Raw genomic sequence first — 22,685 nt, 5'->3', positions numbered from 1 at the left:
ATACTTATTTTGAATAATATAAAATCCCTCTTTGCATTTGATAGAAGTCAGCAAAGAGGGATTTTTGTGTTATTACTATTCATCATATTAATGGTTGCTGGACTCTATTACGTTAAGACCTTGCCGCCAGATCCACTCGTATTAGATGATGTCTCTTTGTATCAACGTAAGGTAGATTCATTGAAGAGAATTCAGCAAAGTAGAAGAGATACTATTTATCCTTTTAATCCTAATTATATAACTGACTATAGAGGTTATAAATTAGGTCTGAGTATAGAAGAGATAGATCGATTGCACCGCTTTCGCGAAAGCGGAAAATGGGTAAACTCTAAGAACGATTTTCAAAAAGTAACCCAAGTTAGTGATCAATGGTTAGATAGCATATCACCATATTTTAAATTTCCTGAATGGGTTACAAACCCTAAAAAGAATACTTATAAAACTTTTGTGCCTTTTAAAGATCGTAAAATTGTCGCTGCAAATATCAATACGGCATCACAAGATCAACTTAAAAAAGTTTATGGGATAGGTCCAGCACTTTCTGGTAGGATAATTAAAGAAAGAGAGCGACTCAATGGTTTTATAGATATATCTCAAGTTAGAGGGGTTTACGGACTTACAGATTCTACTATGGTGCAGTTAAAAAAGCATTTTTATGTCACTGCTCCGGTTGGTTTTAATAAAATAGCATTAAATACCGCTACGGACGAACAGCTGTTAGCTATTCCTTATTTTGACGACTACCTAGTTGATAAACTAATGGAACAAAGGACGTTGCGTGACGGATTTAAATCTTGGGATAAAGTGATGTTAACATCTAGGTTTCCACAAGAAAAATTAGCATTAATTCAACTATATTTGACATTAGATTAAAATAATCAGTTGTAACTGAGAATATCGCATTTAAACTTATGTTTTAAGTGTTTTTCTATAATCATATAGTATTTTATTTATGTATTCAAAATATTTCACTGAAGAGCACGACGCCTTCAGACAAAGTTTTAGAGACTTTCTTAACAAAGAAGCCGTTCCACATATCGATAGATGGGAAGAAACAGGAAAAATAGATCGTGAGATTTTCCAGAAAATGGGAGAGATGGGTTATTTCGGTCTTTACTATCCTGAAGAATATGGTGGTCTAGATTTAGATTTCTTTTATACAGTAATATTTTTAGAAGAAATGCAGCGCATTAACTCTGGTGGTTTTGCAGCAGCAATGTGGGTGCAAGCTTTCTTAGGAGCTCAACACTTACTTAAAGAAGGAGATGAGCGTATAAAACAAGAATACCTTGTTCCTACTTTAACAGGTGAGAAAATAGGGTGTCTAGGTATTACAGAGCCATTCGGTGGTAGTGATGTTGCAGGAATGAGAACCACTGCTGTTAAAGATGGTGATCATTATATTATTAACGGCTCAAAAACATTTATTACTAACGGTGTTTATAGTGATTACTTAGTAATCGCTGCAAAAACTGATGTAGATGCAAAGGGTAGAGGTATCTCTATTTTTGTTATGGATCGTGAGACGCCAGGTATAAGCGCTACTAAACTTAATAAATTAGGATGGAGAGCAAGTGATACAGGAGAGATAGGTTTTGATAATGTACGTATTCCTGCTGCAAACCTTATGGGAGAAGAAGGAAAAGGATTTCCTTATATCATGCAGCACTTTGCCCTAGAGCGTCTTATCATGGGAATTAATTCTCATGCAAGGGCAGAGTATGCTCTAGAATATACAGCGCAATACATGAAAGAGCGTACAGCCTTCGGTACTACTATTGATAAATTCCAGTCTTTACGTCACGGTATGGCAGACATGTATAGTGAGGTAGAGATGGCAAAAAACTTTAATTACTCCATATCAGAGCAGTTAGATAAAGGACTTTATCCTGTAAAAGAGGCTAGTATGTCTAAACTTGTTTCTACAAAAATTGCAGATGAGGTCATTTATAAATGTCTTCAGTATCTCGGTGGTTATGGTTATATAGAAGAGTATCCGCTCGCTAGAATGTGGAGAGATAGTCGTCTAGGTCCTATAGGTGGCGGTACTAGTGAAATCATGCGCGAGATAATTGCAAAAATGATGTTAGACGGAAAAGACTACCAGCCAGCAGCAAAGTAGGTTGATGGTTACGCTTTCGCGAAAGCAAAAAAATAAATAAATATCTAATAAAATAAAGTTCTTTGAGATTGTAAAATAATATGTACTTTTGCGATCCCAAAGAAAGGAGGTGATGACACTATGTTAATAATACCAGTTAAAGACGGAGAAAATATCGATAGAGCTCTGAAGCGTTTCAAAAGAAAATTTGATCGTACAGGCAAGATGCGTGAACTACGTAGAAGACAGCAGTTTAATAAACCGTCTGTTGTAAAACGTGCTCGCAACATCAAAGCAGCTTACATTCAAGGACTTCGTGACGCAGAGAACATCTAGAGAATTTCTTCTTTAGAATATCATACCGCTAGTTGTAAATTTATACATTTACAGCTAGCGGTTTTTTTATGCATATAGAATCATATATAGAGTATTTGCAGTATGAGAAGAATTATTCATCTCATACTATATCAGCTTATAAGAAAGATTTAAGCCTTTTCTTGCTGTTTGTACAGGAGCAAGGAGTGGTTTCTGTAGTGGATGTCGCTTATAGCGATATTAGAGGCTGGGTGACAGATCTGTTAGAAAACGGAGACACTCATAGAACCGTTAATCGTAAGATGTCTTCTATAAAGTCGTATTTTAAATTTCTTCTTAAAATAGGTGAGTTAACCATAGATCCTTCTAGTTTATATAAAAGCCTGAAGGTTGCAAAAAAGATTCAAGTTCCTTTCTCTACAAGTGAGGTTTTAAAATTACTTGACTCAAATTATGATGAAAATGATTTTGAGCAATCTCGAGATTTTTTAATGATAGAGCTTTTATATGCAACAGGTATAAGAAGAGATGAGTTGATTAACTTAAAAATACCTGATGTCGATTTAATACGTGGTCAAATAAAAGTAACAGGTAAAAGAGATAAGCAGCGCATAATACCGTTAGTTCATTCTATTAAAAATCACTTACAGAAGTATTTAGGTTTAAGAAGTGTTGTTGCTGTTTCTAGTGTACATGAATTGTTCGTTACTTCTAAGGGAATTAAAGTCTATCCAAGTCTTGTGTATCGCGTTATAAAATCATATTTTAGTAAGGTATCTGTGAAGGTAAAGATAAGCCCTCATGTTTTGAGACATACGTTTGCGACGCATTTGTTAGATCATGGTGCAGATTTAAATGCTGTGAAAGAATTATTGGGGCATACGAGTCTGTCATCTACGCAAATATATACGCATAGTAGTATGGCTACGTTAAAAGGGGTTTATGGTAATGCTCATCCTAGATCAAAAAAATAATTAATTTAAAACCTATTTATTATGAAGGTAAACACGCAAGCAGTAAATTTTGATGCAGATGCTTCACTTATTGATTTTACACAAAAAAGATTAGATAAGTTAGAGCAGTTTTATAATAAGATCATAAATGCAGATGTGTATCTTAAAGTTCAGAAGACATCAGCTCCAGAAAATAAGATTGCTGAAATTAGAATTTTTGTACCAGGAGATGATATGGTCGTAAAAAAAACATGTAAAACTTTTGAGCAGTGTATCGACGAGTGTGCCGCGTCTTTAGAGAGACAATTGAAAAAGCGCAAAGAAAAATTGGCTGAACATTAAAAAAAAATCAAAAAAAAGTTTGGTCAATTAAAAAATAGACTTACATTTGCACTCCGTTAGAAATAACGAACTTTTTTAGAAATAAGAAAGTGTCAAAAGCCGATGTAGCTCAGCTGGCTAGAGCAGCTGATTTGTAATCAGCAGGTCGTGGGTTCGAGTCCCTCCATCGGCTCTTTTGAAATAACAAATCTTAATTGATTTGTAGGGGAGATACTCAAGCGGCCAACGAGGACGGACTGTAACTCCGTTGGGAAACCTTCGCAGGTTCGAATCCTGCTCTCCCCACTATATTGTCTGAAAAGATAATTTGAAATATTGAATACCTTTTAGTTGTAAAACTAATAAATGCGAGAGTAGCTCAGTTGGTAGAGCGTCAGCCTTCCAAGCTGAATGTCGCCAGTTCGAACCTGGTCTCTCGCTCTAAAATATTAAACTCTATTTTTATTTGAGTTTAAAGTCAAGTTGTCCACTCCTTATAAAAGGGTTTTGCCGGTGTAGCTCAGGGGTAGAGCGTTTCCTTGGTAAGGAAGAGGTCACGAGTTCAAATCTCGTCATTGGCTCTGTAAGATAAAAATAGGTCTCAATAGAGACCATTACTAGTATAGACTGATTTGGTTTTAGCTCCGTGTCTGTCTCTTTTTAAATTGAAACACTAATATAAACTAAGATTATAAATTATGGCTAAAGAAACGTACGATCGTTCGAAACCCCATCTTAATGTAGGAACTATTGGTCACGTTGATCACGGTAAAACTACACTTACTGCTGCAATTACTAAAGTACTTGCAGATGCTGGTTTTTCTAATGCGGTGAATTTTGAACAAATTGATAACGCTCCAGAAGAAAAAGAGCGTGGTATTACTATTAATTCATCACACGTTGAGTATCAGACTCAGAATAGACACTACGCACACGTAGATTGTCCTGGTCACGCCGATTATGTAAAGAACATGGTTACTGGTGCTGCTCAAATGGATGGAGCTATTCTTGTTGTTGCTGCAACTGATGGTCCTATGCCTCAGACTCGTGAGCACATCCTTCTTGGTCGTCAGGTAGGTATTCCTCGTATCGTTGTATTCCTTAATAAAGTGGATATGGTGGACGATGAAGAGCTTCTTGAGTTAGTTGATATGGAAGTTCGTGATCTTTTAAGTTTCTATGAATATGATGGTGACAATGGTCCTGTTGTATCTGGTTCTGCACTTGGTGCGCTTAACGGTGAGCAAAAATGGGTTGATACAGTTTTAGAGTTAATGGAAGCTGTTGATGCATGGATTGAAGAGCCTGTTCGTGATATGGATAAGCCTTTCTTAATGCCTATTGAGGATGTATTCTCTATTACAGGTCGTGGTACTGTTGCAACTGGTCGTATTGAGACTGGTGTAGCTAATACTGGAGATCCAGTTGAGATTATTGGTATGGGTGCTGAGAAGTTAACTTCTACTATTACTGGTATTGAAATGTTCCGTCAGATTCTTGATAGAGGTGAAGCTGGTGATAATGCAGGTATCTTATTAAGAGGTATTGAGAAGTCTATGATCTCTCGTGGTATGGTAATTACTAAGCCTGGATCTGTAACTCCTCATGCTAAATTTAAAGCAGAGGTTTATATCCTTAAGAAAGAAGAAGGTGGACGTCATACTCCATTCCATAATAACTACCGTCCACAGTTTTATGTGCGTACTACCGATGTAACTGGTAATATCGCTCTTCCTGATGGTGTAGAAATGGTAATGCCTGGTGATAACTTAACTATTACAGTTGATCTTATCCAGCCTATTGCCTTGAACTTAGGTCTTCGTTTTGCAATCCGTGAGGGTGGTAGAACTGTAGGAGCTGGTCAGGTTACTGAAATTCTAGATTAATTTCTATAATGATATTATAAGTATCCTATCTATATTCTAGATAGGATACTTTTCCTTTGTAATAAAGGAAGGCAATATAAATCATGCTTAATGTGTGATTGTTTGCGGGCTTAGCTCAGTTGGTAGAGCACTGGTCTCCAAAACCAGGTGTCGTGAGTTCGAGTCTCTCAGCCCGTGCAGATTAAATAAAGTTGCTCCATTTTCATAGGTTTACTATGAATATAGTTAACGTTTACAACATTACAATTATGAGTTTGATAACATATGTAAAAGAGTCTTATAATGAGTTAACTAATCATGTTACTTGGCCTACATGGGCTGAGACGCAGAAGTTGACTATTACTGTTGCTGTATTCTCAATTGTTTTTGCGCTTATAGTATCGGGAATTGACTTTGTGTTTAGTTCGGCGATCGAAAATTATTTTTATTGGATTAAGGCAAACTAATTTTTGATATGTCAGAAGAGAAGGATTTAATGAAGTGGTATGTTGTACGTTCAGTGAGCGGACAAGAGAATAAGATTAAGGAATATATAGAGTCTGAAATTTCACATCATAACTTAGGTGATTATTTACAACAAATTTTAGTACCTACTGAAAAGGTTGTTCAAATAAGGAATGGTAAAAAATATAACAAAGAGAGAGTTTATTTCCCTGGTTATATTATGGTGCAGGCTAGGTTAGAAGGAGAAGTTCCGCATATTATTAAGTCTGTTAATGGTGTGATTGGTTTCTTAGGGGAGACTAAAGGAGGTGATCCAGTGCCATTAAGACGTTCAGAGGTTAATAGGATGTTAGGTAAGGTTGATGAGTTAGCCGAGCAAACAGATAACATTTCTATACCTTATAAAACTGGTGAGACAGTAAAGGTTGTTGATGGTCCTTTTAATGGTTTCAATGGTACTATTGAAAAGGTAAATGAAGAAAAGCGCAAGCTAGAAGTTATGGTTAAGATTTTTGGACGTAAAACTCCTTTAGAGCTTAGCTATATGCAAGTAGAGAAAATATAAATGTTACAATTTATAGGTAGTAAATAAGGCTTCCACTTTATTATTATCAAAATAGTGAAATTAATTAGAAATGGCTAAAGAAGTATCTAAGGTTGTAAAACTACAAGTTAAGGGTGGCGCAGCAAACCCATCTCCTCCTGTAGGACCTGCACTTGGTGCGGCTGGTGTTAATATCATGGAGTTCTGTAAGCAGTTTAATGCTAGAACTCAGGATAAAGCAGGTAAAGTTTTACCGGTGGCGATAACTGTTTATAAGGATAAGTCCTTTGACTTTGTTATCAAAACTCCTCCAGCAGCAGTACAAATCCTTGAAGCGATCAAGCTTAAGGGCGGTAGTGGGGAACCTAATCGTAAAAAAGTTGGAACTATCACATGGGATCAAATTCGTTTGATTGCTGAAGATAAGATGCCAGACCTCAATGCATTTACAGTAGAAAGCGCTATGAAAATGGTAGCTGGAACTGCAAGATCAATGGGTGTGAACGTTAAGGGTGGAAACGCACCTGCTTAAAACTTGTAACAATGGCAAAATTGACAAAAAATCAAAAAGCAAGTCTTCCTAAAATTGATAAGTCACAAACTTATTCAGTTGCTGAGGCTGCTAAATTAGTAAAGGATGTTACGACTACAAAGTTTGACGCATCTGTAGATCTAGCTGTGAGATTAAATGTGGATCCACGTAAAGCTAACCAAATGGTTAGAGGCGTTGTAACACTTCCTCATGGTACTGGTAAAGATGTTAAAGTATTAGCATTAGTAACACCAGATAAAGAAGCTGAAGCTACTGAAGCTGGTGCTGATTATGTTGGATTAGATGAATACCTTAATAAAATTAAAGGTGGTTGGACTGATGTTGATGTGATCATTACAATGCCTAGTGTAATGGGTAAATTAGGGCCTTTAGGTCGTGTTTTAGGACCAAGAGGTTTAATGCCTAATCCTAAGACTGGTACTGTTACAATGGATGTTGCAAAAGCTGTTTCTGAGGTAAAAGCTGGTAAAATTGACTTTAAAGTTGATAAAACTGGTATTATTCATGCTGCAATTGGAAAAGCATCGTTTGACGCTGCTAAAATTGAAGGGAATGCTAAAGAATTAATTAACACACTAGTTAAATTAAAACCAACAACGTCTAAGGGTATTTATATCAAAAGTATCTTTATGTCTAGTACGATGAGTCCTAGTATTGAGATAGACGCTAAACGTTTTGCAGACGACTAAAAATCTAGATCATGACAAGAGAACAAAAAGCAAATGTTATACAAGATTTGACTGCTACGTTAGCTGAAAATTCAACTATTTATTTAGCAGACATATCTGGTTTAAATGCATTAGATACATCAAATTTACGTAGAGCTTGTTTTAAAGCTAACGTGAAAATGGCAGTAGTAAAGAATACACTTCTTTCTAAAGCTATGGAGGCATCAGATAAGGAATTTGCTGAATTACCTGAATTATTGAAAGGTAATACTGCAATTATGTTATCAGAGGTTGCAAATAGCCCTGCTAAAGTTATTGAAACTTTCCGTAAGAAGTCTGATAAGCCCGTGCTTAAAGGAGCTTATATCGAGGAGGCAATATATGTAGGAGATGATATGCTTAGTACATTAAGTAATATCAAATCTAAGGAAGAAATGATTGGTGAAATTATCGGTCTTCTTCAAAGTCCTGCTAAGAATGTTATTTCAGCACTTCAATCTGGTGGTGGAAAAATCGCAGGAATACTTAAAACTCTATCTGAAAGATAGAACACAAATTAGTACGCACTTAATTATTTATAAATTTTATTAAAACGATAGACATGGCAGATTTAAAAGATTTCGCTGAACAGTTAGTTAACTTAACTGTTAAAGAAGTAAACGAATTAGCAGACATCCTTAAGGATGAATATGGTATTGAGCCAGCAGCAGCAGCAGTTGCTATGGCAGGACCAGCTGCAGGTGGCGGTGACGCTGCTGATGAGCAAACAGAATTTGATGTAATCCTTAAAGCTGCAGGTGGCGCTAAGCTAGCTGTTGTTAAACTTGTAAAAGAACTTACAGGAGCAGGATTAAAAGATGCAAAAGGTTTAGTTGATAGTGCACCATCTCCAATCAAGGAAGGTGTTTCTAAAGATGAAGCAGAAGCACTTAAAGCTCAGCTTGAAGAAGCTGGAGCTGAGGTTGAGTTGAAGTAATTCTTCTTACCAAAACATTATCGGTTTAGACCTGTGGGCATTGCTCACAGGGCTAGACCATTTTGCGTATAAAGATGAGACGTTGTCGATAACGCTTTTTTTAATAATTTAATACCGTGCATTGATGCTAGCAACAAACACAGAGAGAATTAATTTTTCAACGGTAACTAATAAGGCAGAATATCCTGACCTGCTGGATATCCAAATTAAATCCTTTCAGGACTTTTTTCAGCTAGAGACTAAATCTGATAAAAGAGAAGTTGAAGGTCTTTATAATACCTTTATGGAGAACTTTCCAATTACTGATACTCGTAATCAGTTTGTTTTGGAATTTCTTGATTACTTCGTAGATCCACCTCGCTATTCTATTCAAGAATGTATAGAACGTGGTCTTACTTATAGCGTGCCTCTTAAATCACGTTTGAAATTATATTGTACAGATCCTGAACATGAGGATTTTGAAACAATTGTACAAGATGTATATCTTGGAACTATCCCTTACATGACACCTTCTGGTACTTTTTGTATCAATGGAGCTGAGCGTGTGGTTGTATCTCAGTTACACAGGTCTCCTGGTGTTTTCTTTGGTCAATCTTTCCATGCAAATGGTACTAAATTATATTCTGCTCGTGTAATTCCGTTTAAAGGATCATGGATAGAATTTGCGACAGATATAAATAGTGTAATGTACGCTTATATCGATCGTAAAAAGAAATTACCTGTAACTACACTTTTCCGTGCTATTGGCTTTGAAAGAGATAAAGATATCTTAGGTATTTTTGATCTTGCTGAAGAAGTTAAGGCAAGTAAAACAGGTCTTAAAAAATACTTAGGTCGCAAGCTTGCTGCTCGTGTTCTAAGAACTTGGCATGAAGATTTCGTTGATGAGGATACTGGAGAAGTAGTATCTATTGAACGTAATGAAATTGTTCTTGATAGAGATACAATTCTTGAAAAGGAACACATAGATGAGATAATTGATTCTCAAGCTAAGACTATTCTTCTTCATAAGGAAGATAATATGTCAGCTGATTATGCCATTATACACAATACATTACAGAAGGATCCTACAAACTCAGAAAAAGAGGCTGTAGAACACATATATAGACAATTACGTAACGCTGAGCCGCCTGATGAAGAAACTGCTCGTGGTATCATCGATAAATTATTCTTCTCCGATCAGAGATATAATTTAGGTGAGGTAGGTCGTTACCGTATGAATAAAAAATTGAATCTTGATATTCCTATGGATAAGCAAGTGCTTACCAAAGAAGATATCATTACTATTATTAAGCATTTGATCATGTTGATCAACTCTAAGGCAGAGATTGATGATATTGATCACTTATCTAACCGTCGTGTTCGTACGGTAGGTGAGCAGTTAAGTTCACAATTTGGTGTTGGTCTGGCTCGTATGGCTCGTACGATACGTGAGCGTATGAATGTAAGAGATAATGAAGTTTTTACACCTATTGACCTTATTAATGCAAAGACATTGTCTTCTGTTATTAATTCGTTCTTTGGTACGAACCAATTATCTCAATTTATGGATCAAACAAATCCATTAGCTGAGATTACACACAAGCGTAGATTATCAGCACTTGGACCTGGTGGTCTTTCTAGAGAAAGAGCAGGTTTTGAGGTTCGTGATGTACACTATACTCACTATGGAAGACTTTGTCCTATTGAAACTCCTGAGGGGCCTAATATTGGTCTAATTTCATCACTTGCAGTTTTTGCAAAAGTGAATGGAATGGGATTCATCGAGACTCCTTATAGAAAAGTTACAGATGGTGTGGTAAATCTAGAAGATGAGCCAACTTACCTAAGTGCTGAAGAAGAAGAAGGTTTGCTTATTGCTCAAGCTAACTTACCATTGACTAATGGCAAAATAGATCAGGAAAAGGTAATTGCTCGTATGGAAGGTGACTTCCCGGTAATTGATGCTTCTGAAGTTGTTTATGCTGATGTTGCTCCTAATCAAATTGCATCTATTTCTGCATCTTTAATTCCATTTTTGGAACATGATGATGCAAACCGTGCACTGATGGGATCTAACATGATGCGTCAGGCAGTTCCATTACTTAGAGTTGATGCTCCTATCGTAGGTACTGGTCTGGAAAGACAAGTTGCTACAGATTCAAGAGTATTGATAAATGCAGAAGGAGATGGAGAGGTAGTTTATGTTGATGCGCAAAAAGTAGTGATTAAGTATGATCGTACAGAACGTGAATCATTAGTAAGTTTTGAGCCAGAAGATACTTCCTATAACTTGATCAAATTCCGTAAGACTAACCAAGGTACAAGTATTACACTTAAGCCTATAGTTGAAAAAGGTGATCGAGTAAATAAAGGTCAGGTTTTATGTCAAGGTTATGCAACTGAAGCAGGAGAGCTTGCGCTAGGTCGTAACATGAAAGTGGCGTTTATGCCATGGAAAGGTTACAACTTTGAGGATGCAATCGTAATTTCTGAAAAGGTAGTTCGTGAAGATATATTTACTTCTATTCATGTAGATGAATATTCACTTGATGTAAGGGATACTAAATTAGGTAATGAGGAATTAACTCCAGACATACCTAACGTTTCTGAAGAAGCTACAGCAGATCTTGATGAGCAAGGTATGATTCGTATCGGCGCAGAAGTTAAGCCTGGTGATATATTAATAGGTAAGATTACTCCTAAAGGAGAAAGTGATCCTACTCCGGAAGAAAAACTTCTTAGAGCAATCTTTGGTGATAAGGCTGGTGATGTAAAAGATGCTTCTTTAAAAGCGTCACCATCTCTTAGAGGTGTTGTTATCGGTAAAAAATTATTCTCTCGTGCTGTAAAAGATAAGAGAAAGAGAGCTCAAGATAAAGAAGATATCGCAAGATTAGAGCAGAATTATCAAGGTAAATTTGATGGTTTACAAGAGCGTCTAATTGAGAAATTATTTGAAATCGTAAGTGGTAAAACATCACAAGGTGTGTTTAATGATCTTGGTGAAGAAGTTCTTCCTAAAGGTAAAAAATATACACTTAAGATGTTAAACTCAGTTGATGATTTTACTCATTTAACTTCTGGTACTTGGACTACGAGTAGTGATGTGAATGAGATGGTGGCTGATTTACTACATAACTATAAGATTAAAGAAAATGATCTTCAAGGGTCATTACGTCGTGAAAAGTTTACCATCTCTGTAGGAGATGAGCTTCCTGCTGGTATCATAAAACTTGCTAAAGTTTATATCGCTAAAAAGCGTAAACTTAAAGTAGGAGATAAGATGGCTGGTCGTCACGGTAACAAAGGTATCGTTGCACGTATCGTACGTCAAGAAGATATGCCGTTCCTTGAAGATGGAACTCCAGTAGATATCGTTTTGAATCCACTTGGTGTACCTTCTCGTATGAACATTGGTCAGATTTATGAAACTGTTTTAGGATGGGCTGGTGAGAAGCTAGGCAAGAAATTTGCAACTCCTATCTTTGATGGTGCTACTTTAGATCAGATAAATGGTTATACTGATGAGGCTGGTATTCCACGTTTCGGTCACACATATTTATTTGATGGTGGTACTGGTGAGCGTTTTGATCAACCTGCAACGGTAGGTATAATCTACATGCTTAAACTAGGTCACATGGTAGATGATAAGATGCACGCGCGTTCTATCGGTCCATACTCATTGATTACTCAGCAACCACTTGGTGGTAAAGCGCAATTTGGTGGTCAACGTTTTGGAGAGATGGAGGTATGGGCACTTGAGGCATATGGTGCTTCTAGTACTCTACGTGAAATCTTAACTGTAAAATCAGATGACGTTATAGGACGTGCTAAGACTTACGAGGCAATCGTGAAAGGTGAACCTATGCCAGAACCTGGTCTTCCAGAATCATTTAATGTATTGATGCATGAGTTGAAAGGTCTAGGACTAGATCTAAGACTGGAGGATTAATTTTTCTGTGAGGTTTTATGTTTGTTTCGCTTTCGCGAAAGCGGACTTTACATAAAACCTTGCTACTTTAAACTTAAAATAGTACCATTATTATGGCTAGACATAAAGACAACCCAACACAAAAGAAATTTTCTAAAATTTCAATCGGTCTTGCATCTCCAGAAGCTATTCTTGCTGAGTCAAGAGGTGAGGTGTTAAAACCAGAAACGATTAACTATCGTACGCACAAACCTGAAAGGGATGGGCTTTTTTGTGAGCGTATTTTCGGTCCTGTAAAGGATTATGAATGTGCTTGTGGAAAATATAAACGTATCCGTTACAAAGGAATTGTTTGTGATCGTTGTGGTGTAGAGGTTACTGAGAAAAAAGTAAGACGTGATCGTATAGGACATATCAATCTTGTAGTGCCAGTTGCACACATATGGTATTTCCGTAGTTTACCTAATAAAATAGGTTATCTACTTGGGCTTCCTTCTAAGAAGCTAGATATGATTATCTATTATGAAAGATATGTAGTAATTCAACCAGGTATTGCTAAAAATGCTGAAGGTGAAGAGGTACAAAGATTAGATTTCTTAACTGAGGAAGAGTATTTAGATATACTAGATAGTTTACCTCAAGAGAATTTATATCTAGAAGATTCAGACCCTAATAAATTCATCGCTAAGATGGGTGCAGAGTGTTTGATAGATCTTCTACAGCGTATTGATTTAGAGACTCTTTCTTATGATTTACGTCATAAAGCAAATAACGAGACTTCTAAACAGCGTAAAACGGAAGCTTTAAAGCGTTTACAAGTAGTAGAGGCTCTTAAGGATTCTAATGAAAGACGTGAGAATAAACCAGAATGGATGATCATGAAAGTGGTTCCAGTAATTCCACCAGAATTACGTCCATTAGTACCACTAGATGGTGGTCGTTTTGCAACGTCTGATTTAAATGATTTATACCGTCGTGTAATTATACGTAACAATCGTTTGAAGAGATTAATGGAGATTAAAGCTCCAGAGGTTATTCTTCGTAATGAAAAGCGTATGTTACAAGAAGCAGTAGATTCCCTTCTTGATAACACAAGAAAGTCTAGTGCGGTTAAAACTGATTCTAACAGACCATTAAAGTCTTTATCTGATTCACTTAAAGGTAAGCAAGGACGTTTCCGTCAAAACTTACTTGGTAAGCGTGTTGATTATTCTGCACGTTCGGTAATTGTAGTTGGACCTGAGCTTAAATTATATGAGTGTGGTATTCCGAAGGATATGGCTGCAGAGCTTTACAAGCCTTTTGTTATACGTAAACTTATTGAGCGTGGAATCGTTAAGACTGTAAAGTCTGCAAAGAAAATTATAGATAAGAAAGAGCCAGTAGTTTGGGATATCTTGGAAAATGTTCTTAAAGGGCATCCAGTTATGTTAAACCGTGCTCCTACTCTTCACAGATTAGGTATACAAGCTTTTCAACCTAAATTAATTGAGGGTAAAGCGATTCAGTTGCACCCATTAGTTTGTACTGCATTTAACGCCGATTTTGATGGAGATCAAATGGCTGTGCACCTTCCTTTAGGTCCTGAAGCAATTTTAGAGTGTCAGTTATTGATGCTGGCTTCTCACAATATCTTGAACCCTGCAAATGGTAGTCCAATAGCGGTACCATCACAGGATATGGTATTGGGTCTTTATTACATGACTAAATTACGTAGATCTGAACCTGGACATATTGTAAAAGGTGAAGGACTTACTTTTTATGGTTCTGAAGAATTAGTAATTGCTTTTAACGAGAAGAGAGTTGATATCAATGCTCCAGTTAAATGTAGAATTAACCTTCTTCAAAAAGATGGTTCTTACAAAGCAGAGATTATTGAAACTACTGCTGGTAGAGTTATATTTAATCAAAGAGTACCGGATGAAGCTGGTTATATTAACGAGGTTCTTACTAAAAAGGCCCTTAGAGATATTATAGGTGATATTCTTAAGGTGACTGATGTTCCTAGAACAGCTGCTTTCCTTGATGAAATTAAAGATCTTGGTTATGGATTTGCATTCCGTGGAGGTCTGTCTTTCTCATTAGGTGATATTATGATTCCTGCAGAGAAGCAATCTATGATTGATACTGCAAATGCAAAAGTTGACACAATTCGTGGAAACTATGGTATGGGTCTTATTACTCAAAATGAAAGATATAATCAAGTTATTGATGTTTGGACTGCGACTAACGCACAGCTTACTGAACTTTCAATGAAAAATATTAGAGAGGATCAACAAGGATTTAACTCGGTGTTTATGATGCTTGACTCTGGAGCACGTGGATCTAAAGAACAGATCAGACAGCTTACAGGTATGCGTGGATTAATGGCTAAGCCAAAGAAATCTAATGATGGTGGTGGTGCAATTATTGAAAACCCTATTCTTTCTAACTTTAAAGAAGGGCTTTCAATTCTTGAATACTTTATCTCTACTCACGGTGCACGTAAAGGACTTGCAGATACCGCACTTAAAACTGCCGATGCTGGTTACTTAACACGTAGATTACATGATGTTGCACAAGATGTGATTGTAAATCATGAAGATTGTGAGACACTTCGAGGTATTGAGGTATTTGCATTGAAAAAGAATGAAGAAGTAATGGAGAAGTTAGGAGCTAGAGTTCTAGGTCGTACTGCATTACATGATGTTATAGATCCAGCTACACAAGAAGTTATTGTTGCTGCTGGTGAGTTAATAGTAGAGGAAATAGCTGATGCAATTGAAGCTTCTGATTTAGAATCTGTGGAAGTAAGATCTGCTCTTACATGTGAGGCTCCTAAAGGTGTTTGTACTAAATGTTATGGTCGTAACCTTGCTACTAATAGATTAGTAATGAGAGGTGAAGCTGTAGGTGTAATTGCTGCTCAATCAATTGGGGAACCAGGTACACAACTTACATTAAGAACATTCCACGTAGGTGGTGTTGCAGGTAACGTTTCTGAGGATAGTTCTATTGTTGCTAAGAACGATGGTATATTAGAGATAGATGATCTTAAAACTGTTAAAGTTGAAGATAGTGAAGGTAAAGCGGTAGAGATAGTAATCTCTCGTACTGCAGAATCTAAATTGCTTCATGAGAAAACAGGTATGTTGTTGAATTCTAATAACATCCCTTATGGTTCTGAGCTTTATGCTAAACCAGGTGCTAAAGTGAAAAAAGGTGATTTACTTGCTAAATGGGATCCATTTAATGGTGTGATCATTTCAGAGTTTGCAGGTAAGATTAAATTTGAAAATATTATTCAAGGTGTAACTTTCCAAGTAGAAAGTGACGAACAAACCGGATATGAGGAAAAAGTTATTTCTGATTCTAGAGATAAAAAACTTATTCCTACTCTACATATTGTTGATTCAAAAGGAGATAATGTTATTTCATATAACCTTCCTGTTGGAGCTCACTTAATGGTGAATGACGATGATAAAATTAAGGTTGGTAAAGTCTTAGTTAAGATACCTCGTAAGTCTGCTAAAGCAGGTGATATTACGGGAGGTCTTCCACGTGTAACAGAATTATTTGAAGCTCGTAATCCTTCTAATCCAGCTGTAGTAAGTGAGATTGATGGTGTAGTTTCATTTGGTAAGATTAAACGTGGTAATCGTGAAATCATTGTTACTTCTAAAACTGATGAAGTGAAGAAGTATCTGGTTAAACTTTCTAATCAGATTCTGGTTCAAGAGAATGATTATGTAAGAGCTGGGATGCCACTATCTGATGGTTCTATTACTCCTAAAGATATTCTTGCAATTAAAGGCCCTAGTGCTGTTCAGCAGTACTTAGTTAATGAGGTTCAAGAAGTTTATCGTTTACAAGGTGTGAAAATCAATGATAAGCACTTTGAAGTTGTTGTTCGTCAAATGATGAGAAAAGTTAGGATTGTAGATTCTGGTGATGGTATGTTCTTAGAGAATCAATTGGTTCATAAAGAAGATTTCATTCTTCAAAACGATAATCTTTACGGTAAAAAAGTTGTTGAAAGTGCAGGAGATTCAACAAATCTTAAAGAAGGTCAAATAATTACTTCTAGAGATTTGAGAGATGAAAATTCTATCCTTAGAAGAGAAGATAAGTCATTAGTTACTGCTCGTGATGTGATGCCAGCAACAGCTGAGCCAATACTTCAAGGTATAACTAGAGCTTCGCTTCAAACTAAATCATTTATTAGTGCTGCTTCTTTCCAGGAAACAACTAAGGTATTAAACGAAGCTGCCGTAGCAGGTAAAGTAGATACATTAGAAGGTCTTAAGGAAAATGTAATTGTTGGTCATAGAATACCGGCAGGTACAGGTATGCGTAACTATGAGGATATTATTGTAGGTTCTAAAGAGGAATTTGAAAAGCTTTTACATCAAAAAGAAGAGCCAAAAGTGAATTATAATTAAAAGTAATGGCGCAAGAGAATAATACAGAGAATAAAATCAATATTGAGATTGATGGAGAGATTGCTGAAGGACAGTATAGTAATTTAGCAATCATTAATCATTCAGTTTCGGAGTTTGTTGTGGACTTTGTGAATATTATGCCTGGTAACCCTAAGTCTAAGGTTAAATCCAGAATTATTTTAACTCCTCAACATGCTAAACGTTTGGCCAAAGCTTTACATGAAAATATAAGGAAGTTTGAACAAACTCATGGTGAGATAAGAGATTATGATCAACCGCCTATACCTTTAAATTTTGGTCCTACAGGACAAGCGTAATATTAAGGCCTGATGTTTTTACATCAGGCTTTTTTATTATTAGCCGATTTGATTATAGTATTTGTTTATTATCTTGTTTTTTCTTAGTGCTTTTTAATTGATTTAAGAGTGTTTTTTATTTGTTGCAGTAATTACGTAGTGTTTATGTTTTGTGTCTTTTAAAACCTTTATAATTGATTTTCGTTTCATTTTGCTCACTTTTTTCATTCTTTATTTGTCCCTGAGTGAGTTTAAATTGTTGTTGTTATCTAATTGTTATTGTTAAGCCTCTCCAATATTAAATTTCTCATATGTTATTAATCTATTATTCATAAGCGTTAATCGAATAGTTATTTATAAAGCTTGCTTATTAAACAAAGGTGGTGTTCAATATTCTATTTTTGCATCCTAATTATGTTTATACATGGTTAATAAAATTTTACAATTCATCCCTTATGAGTAATTCTACTTTTTTAAATGTATTTTTTAGCTTTATAAATAAGACTCTATTACTGTTCGTAATTATTCTTATGTTGCCGTTGGGCTTGTATGCTGATGGTACAAAGCAGGTGATGCCTTCAGCATCAAATGTGGAGCCAGTAAATGGAACAGCCTTGTATTTTACAAGAGATCTTCGTGGTCCTTATATAGATGCTCCGCAAGCAAATAGATTGCATTTTACTATTGCTAACGCAGCTACAGAGAATTTATATTTCGGTGTAAAAGCGCTTCAGAGAAATACGGGTACAAATAATCAATTGATTAATGCTGCCACTTACTATAGGATTTATAATCAGGCAGGTGTATTGGTTGAAGGTGTTAATCCAGCTGGTGTTCAGGTAGGGTCTTTGTCGGGTAGATTGGATAATGGGGCAGGAGCTAATCCTGCTGTAGGTGATCCTGGTTATATAGATAACTATGCTGAGGCTTTTGAAGGGCCTAACGGAATAGGTGGCGTGACTAATGGGTATAATCCTTTAGTTTTTAATCCGGTTACAGCAGGTGATTTTTACATAGAATTTTACATCAGTGGGGACGGTGGTGCTACGAGTTTCGATTTTAATGGTGCTGGTAGTGATACTCCTGTGGTGTTCTTTTTTCCTTATTTTGATTTAACTGTTGGTACGACTACTACACCTATATTAGGAAGGTTATGGTCTGAGAAATGGAGTTTTATTGGTTATAGACAAGAGGATGTTAATGATATTGCTGACGGTAATGATAGTCCAGATCTTGTTCCTAATCCAACTTTAGAAGCGTCTGTAGAAGGTGAGTTTTATGCTTACACGGATGATGAAGTTATTGTTGAATTAGATTTTTTAAATGGTTTTCGTCCACTTGCTTACGAGTTATCTATGAATCGTTTTGGTGTTGTGGATAATGATGATAGTGCTGCTAATGTTTTTGAAGATACGAGACGATCTCAAAATAGACCAACGGCGACTGCACCTGTTTTTGATAATGGATATCAAATATTTCTATTTTCTCCTGATCAATCTGTTTTTGCTACTACCGCAACATCTGCTCCTGTTTTAGGAGATCGTATTCAGGGCTGTCCCGGAGATTACAGGATTCCTTATACGTTGAGTGCGCCTGGTGATGTAGCTATTCTTATAGATTTAAATGGAACTCCTGGTTTTCAGGCTGGAACACGTGATGTTAGTTTAGAAGCATTTGATCAAACGGTTGGTGATAATGAAATGTTTTGGAATGGTTTAGATGGATTTGGTGATACTGTAGCTTTCGATTCTACAGTAAGTGTAGAAGTAACTTCTTTTAGAGGACGTACAAATATTCCGATGTATGATGCAGAATTTAATATTAATGGTTTAAATATTAGAGGTGTATCTCCAGTTGTTCAAAATGCTAATATATATTGGGATGATACGGAGTTGTCATCATTCGGTGTCTGTGTTGATAATGGGGATAGTGAGGGGAATAATGTTACGGTTGGTAATTTTTCTAGGATTCAATTGTTAGATGGTATGACTGGTCCAGCCCATGCTTGGAATGGTTCTAACCCTGATGATACAGTTCCTGCCCTTTCAGGAGGTCAGGGATCTGATACTTTAGATTTATTATGTGATGATTACGGTAATAACCGTGTGATAAATTCTTGGTTTTATGGTTATGTTCAAGATTCCGGTACAAGCAATTTGATTGTTGGTAATTGTGATGCTGATAATGATGGTATTGATAATATTGCTGATTTAGATGATGATAATGACGGTATTAAGGATGTTGATGAAGGAGGTATTAACTGTGTTACTTCTTCCGATGAGGCCATGAATACTATTGGTGCTGTTTATAATTCAAGATTAGAAGGTCCAGGATCGGTTTCTACGGTTTCTAATTTGTTCAATGGTACGTATGATTTTCAAGCAACATTGGTTGGTAACGCTGCTTGGGCAGGGGAGCCTAATGGTGGTATTCGTTTCAGAGATAATGTAGTTTCTGTAGAAGATTATATTTTTGTGCAGCCAATTAATACGGGTAATCCAATAACTGGTAATTATGTTCAATATGAATTTATCTTTAACGAGCCGGTTACTAATTTAAGAATTCAGACAGGTGGTTATAATGTTAATGATTATGCAGAAATCTCTGCAGATTTAGGTGGAGTTCCTGTAAACATAGATTCTTCAAATTTCGGTAATTTTGATCCTGCTATATCTACAGGTGTTTGGACTGTTACAGATAATCGTGTAGTAAGTACATCTTCCACAGGTGGGGTAGCTGCAGATGGTAATTTCTTTGATGTAATGGTGCCTGAGCCTGTGGATAGAATTGTTTTTATAACAGGTAAAAATACTAATGGATCAAACACTTCAACAGTAACTCTAGGTTTTACTGCTGTAGATTTCTGTGTGATTTCTACGCCTGTTGATACAGATAATGATGGCGTGCCAGATTATCTAGATTTAGATGCTGATAATGATGGGATATATGATGTCGAAGAGGCTGGTCATGGGCAGACTTATGTTGATGGTGCTTTAACAGGTCCGGTTGGTACGGATGGTATACCTAATTCAGTGCAAGCTTCTGGTCAAGGTAATAGTGAAGATGTAAATTACACTTTACAAGATTCTGATTCTGGTTCTGGTGAACCGGATTGGCGAGATACAGACTCTGATAATGATGGTTGTTCTGATGCAAATGAAGCTTACTTTGATTCTACTGCAGATGGAGGTGATGATGGTCAGTATGGTGTAGATCCTGCTCCAGTTAACGCTGATAATGGTTTGGTTTTAGCAGCTAGTTATGCTTTAACTACTCCTCAAGATTCTGATGGAAATGGTATTGATGATTATACTGAAATTGGTCCAGATATTGATGGTAACGGTATAGCTGATGCTTGTTTTGCGCCTGTCGATACAGATGGTGATGGTGTATATGATAGTGTTGATTTAGATGATGATAATGATGGTATCTTAGATGTTGTTGAATCTCAAGGTTTGGGGGATCCTTCATTGGATGATGATGGTGATGGAATTGTTAATTATCAAGATGCTGATTTTTGTACATTAAATGCAAACGGTGTTTGTACATTATTAGATAGTGATAATGATGGTTTACCTAATCACTTAGATTTAGATTCAGATGGGGATGGATGTAGTGATACGATAGAGGCTGGATATGTTGACGCTTTCGCGAAAGCGGATGAAGATGGAATACTTGGAAATGCAGCTCCTGAAACAGTTGATAGCGATGGTTTAGTTACTTCTGGCGAAATGGGAGAAGGTTATACTTCTCCTACTATGACTGGAGCTGTAGCATTTGACTTTTTAGATCCTAATGAAAATAGTGCTTGTTCTACTACTTTAGATATAACTAAAACGAGTACGTTCAATCCAGCAACAGGTATAATTAACTATACATATACGGTTTTAAATTCAGGTTCTAATTTTGCTTTTGATGTTAGTGTAACAGAAGATTTAGGTACGTTTACAGGTAGTAATACTCCGGTGCCAACTCCGGTATATTTATCAGGAGGGTCTGATGAAGATGGACAAGGAGATGCACTTGATTTGATTCCTGGCGAGACTATAATATTTACGGCATCTTATGAAATTAATGATACTGATTTTGCTTCTGGACAAATAGATAATCAGGCTACAGCTAGCGCAACAGATAGTAATGGTGATGTTGTTTCTGATATTTCAGATGATGGAAATGATGGAGACGGTAATTTAGTAAATGATATTACAGAAACGATTTTACCTATTGGATCTATTAATGGCCATGTTTATAATGATTTAAATGGAAATGGGACTCAAGATTTAGGAGAACCTAATTTAGCTAATGTTGATGTTATTTTGACGCCTACTTTTGGTGATCCAATAACAGTTTCTACAGATGTGAATGGTGATTTTGAAGGTGATGTTTATGCTGGTGATGTAAGAGTAGATATTGTAAATAGTAGTTTGCCAACAGGAGCAGTTCAAACAGAAGGTACAGATCCAACAACAGTTACAGCTGTATCAGGTACAACTGTAACCGAAGAGAATAATGGATTTAATATTCCTGCAACTTTGCAAGGATTAGTCTATAATGATGTAAACGGAAACGGAACACAAGATGTTGGTGAGCCTGGAATATCTAATGTAGATATTTTAATTACTGATCAAGCTGGTAATGCTCAAACAGTTACTACAGATTCTAATGGAGCTTATATGGCTTCGATTGTTGCTGCAGGAATAGCAAGTGTTGATATAGTAGATTCAACATTGCCAACCGGAGCAGTTCAAACAGAAGGAACAGATCCAACAAATGTTACAGTAGTTTCAGGCACAACAGTAGTTGAGGAAGATAATGGATTTAATGTACCAGGAGTTGTAGAAGGTCATGTATATAATGATATCAACGGAAACGGAACACAAGATGCAGGTGAAGCTGACTTATCAGGAGTAGATGTTTTAATTGCCGATAGCGCTGGCGTATCTCAAACGGTAACAACCGATGCAAATGGAGATTACACAGCAAATGTAGCTGCACCAGGAACAGCAAGTGTTGATATAGTAGATTCAACATTGCCAACAGGAGCAGTTCAAACAGAAGGAACAGATCCAACAAGTGTTACAGTAGTATCAGGCACAACAGTAGTTGAGGAAGATAATGGGTTTAATGTACTAGGAGTTGTAGAAGGTCATGTATATAATGATATCAACGGAAACGGAACACAAGATGCAGGTGAAGCTGACTTATCAGGAGTAGATGTTTTAATTACCGATAGCGCTGGCGTATCTCAAACGGTAACAACCGATGCAAATGGAGATTATACAGTAAATGTAGCT

General features: G+C 36.4%; 16 protein-coding genes and 5 tRNA genes. All 21 read left to right on the top strand.

What is annotated here, in order from left to right; all coding sequences use genetic code 11:
• The first annotated feature begins 9 nt into the window (after nt 1-9).
• Nucleotides 10-873 (top strand): helix-hairpin-helix domain-containing protein, encoded by an 864-nt coding sequence (locus ABJF08_RS03185; protein WP_348114592.1) that lies wholly within the window; start codon nt 10-12, stop codon nt 871-873.
• A 79-nt stretch (nt 874-952) separates the two neighbouring features.
• A complete protein-coding gene (locus ABJF08_RS03180; RefSeq protein ID WP_348114590.1) occupies nt 953-2,122 on the top strand; it encodes an acyl-CoA dehydrogenase family protein in 1,170 nt (389 codons plus the stop codon).
• A gap of 120 nt (nt 2,123-2,242) precedes the next feature.
• The gene (gene rpsU, locus ABJF08_RS03175; RefSeq protein WP_104514678.1) at nt 2,243-2,437 is read left to right on the top strand and encodes a 30S ribosomal protein S21; all 195 of its coding nucleotides are present in this window, start codon (nt 2,243-2,245) and stop codon (nt 2,435-2,437) included.
• Nucleotides 2,438-2,505: 68 nt separating this feature from the next.
• Nucleotides 2,506-3,390 carry a tyrosine-type recombinase/integrase gene (locus ABJF08_RS03170; RefSeq protein ID WP_348114589.1) on the top strand — a complete coding sequence of 295 codons (885 nt, stop codon included), beginning with the start codon at nt 2,506-2,508 and terminating at the stop codon, nt 3,388-3,390.
• A 21-nt stretch (nt 3,391-3,411) separates the two neighbouring features.
• Nucleotides 3,412-3,711: a ribosome-associated translation inhibitor RaiA gene (gene raiA / locus ABJF08_RS03165; RefSeq protein ID WP_104514680.1), complete on the top strand. Its 300-nt coding sequence runs from the start codon at nt 3,412-3,414 to the stop codon at nt 3,709-3,711.
• Between the two features lie 98 nt (nt 3,712-3,809).
• Nucleotides 3,810-3,883: transfer RNA gene (locus ABJF08_RS03160), tRNA-Thr, on the top strand.
• 32 nt (nt 3,884-3,915) lie between these two features.
• Nucleotides 3,916-3,996: transfer RNA gene (locus tag ABJF08_RS03155), tRNA-Tyr, on the top strand.
• A gap of 62 nt (nt 3,997-4,058) precedes the next feature.
• Nucleotides 4,059-4,131, top strand: a tRNA-Gly gene (locus ABJF08_RS03150).
• 68 nt (nt 4,132-4,199) lie between these two features.
• Nucleotides 4,200-4,271 (top strand) — tRNA-Thr (locus ABJF08_RS03145).
• 117 nt (nt 4,272-4,388) lie between these two features.
• Entirely contained in the window at nt 4,389-5,576 is a 1,188-nt protein-coding gene (gene tuf / locus ABJF08_RS03140; protein WP_348114587.1) for an elongation factor Tu, read from the top strand.
• A 104-nt stretch (nt 5,577-5,680) separates the two neighbouring features.
• Nucleotides 5,681-5,753 (top strand) — tRNA-Trp (locus ABJF08_RS03135).
• A 71-nt stretch (nt 5,754-5,824) separates the two neighbouring features.
• Nucleotides 5,825-6,022 carry a preprotein translocase subunit SecE gene (gene secE, locus ABJF08_RS03130; protein ID WP_104514682.1) on the top strand — a complete coding sequence of 66 codons (198 nt, stop codon included), beginning with the start codon at nt 5,825-5,827 and terminating at the stop codon, nt 6,020-6,022.
• Nucleotides 6,023-6,030: 8 nt separating this feature from the next.
• Nucleotides 6,031-6,585, top strand: coding sequence for a transcription termination/antitermination protein NusG (nusG, locus tag ABJF08_RS03125; protein WP_348114585.1), 555 nt, complete (start codon nt 6,031-6,033; stop codon nt 6,583-6,585).
• 70 nt (nt 6,586-6,655) lie between these two features.
• On the top strand, nt 6,656-7,096 hold the full coding sequence (gene rplK, locus ABJF08_RS03120; RefSeq protein ID WP_104514684.1) for a 50S ribosomal protein L11: 441 nt from the start codon (nt 6,656-6,658) through the stop codon (nt 7,094-7,096).
• An 11-nt stretch (nt 7,097-7,107) separates the two neighbouring features.
• Entirely contained in the window at nt 7,108-7,806 is a 699-nt protein-coding gene (gene rplA, locus ABJF08_RS03115; protein WP_104514685.1) for a 50S ribosomal protein L1, read from the top strand.
• Nucleotides 7,807-7,817: 11 nt separating this feature from the next.
• Complete coding sequence (gene rplJ, locus ABJF08_RS03110; protein WP_348114584.1) at nt 7,818-8,333, top strand: 50S ribosomal protein L10; 516 nt, start codon at nt 7,818-7,820, stop codon at nt 8,331-8,333.
• Between the two features lie 53 nt (nt 8,334-8,386).
• Nucleotides 8,387-8,761 (top strand): 50S ribosomal protein L7/L12, encoded by a 375-nt coding sequence (rplL, locus tag ABJF08_RS03105; protein WP_348114583.1) that lies wholly within the window; start codon nt 8,387-8,389, stop codon nt 8,759-8,761.
• Nucleotides 8,762-8,885: 124 nt separating this feature from the next.
• Nucleotides 8,886-12,695, top strand: coding sequence for a DNA-directed RNA polymerase subunit beta (gene rpoB, locus ABJF08_RS03100; protein WP_104514688.1), 3,810 nt, complete (start codon nt 8,886-8,888; stop codon nt 12,693-12,695).
• A 92-nt stretch (nt 12,696-12,787) separates the two neighbouring features.
• Nucleotides 12,788-17,095, top strand: a complete 4,308-nt coding sequence (gene rpoC / locus ABJF08_RS03095; RefSeq protein ID WP_348114582.1) for a DNA-directed RNA polymerase subunit beta' — start codon at nt 12,788-12,790, stop codon at nt 17,093-17,095.
• A gap of 5 nt (nt 17,096-17,100) precedes the next feature.
• Nucleotides 17,101-17,412, top strand: coding sequence for a DUF3467 domain-containing protein (locus tag ABJF08_RS03090; RefSeq protein WP_348114581.1), 312 nt, complete (start codon nt 17,101-17,103; stop codon nt 17,410-17,412).
• A gap of 434 nt (nt 17,413-17,846) precedes the next feature.
• A partial coding sequence (locus ABJF08_RS03085; protein WP_348114580.1) for an SdrD B-like domain-containing protein occupies nt 17,847-22,685 on the top strand: 4,839 nt, incomplete at its 3' end.

The sequence above is a fragment of the Nonlabens sp. genome (assembly GCF_039941875.1).
GTDB lineage: Bacteria > Bacteroidota > Bacteroidia > Flavobacteriales > Flavobacteriaceae > Nonlabens.
The sequence above is the reverse complement of the archived record's forward strand: the minus strand, read 5'-3'. Positions and strand labels throughout refer to the sequence as shown.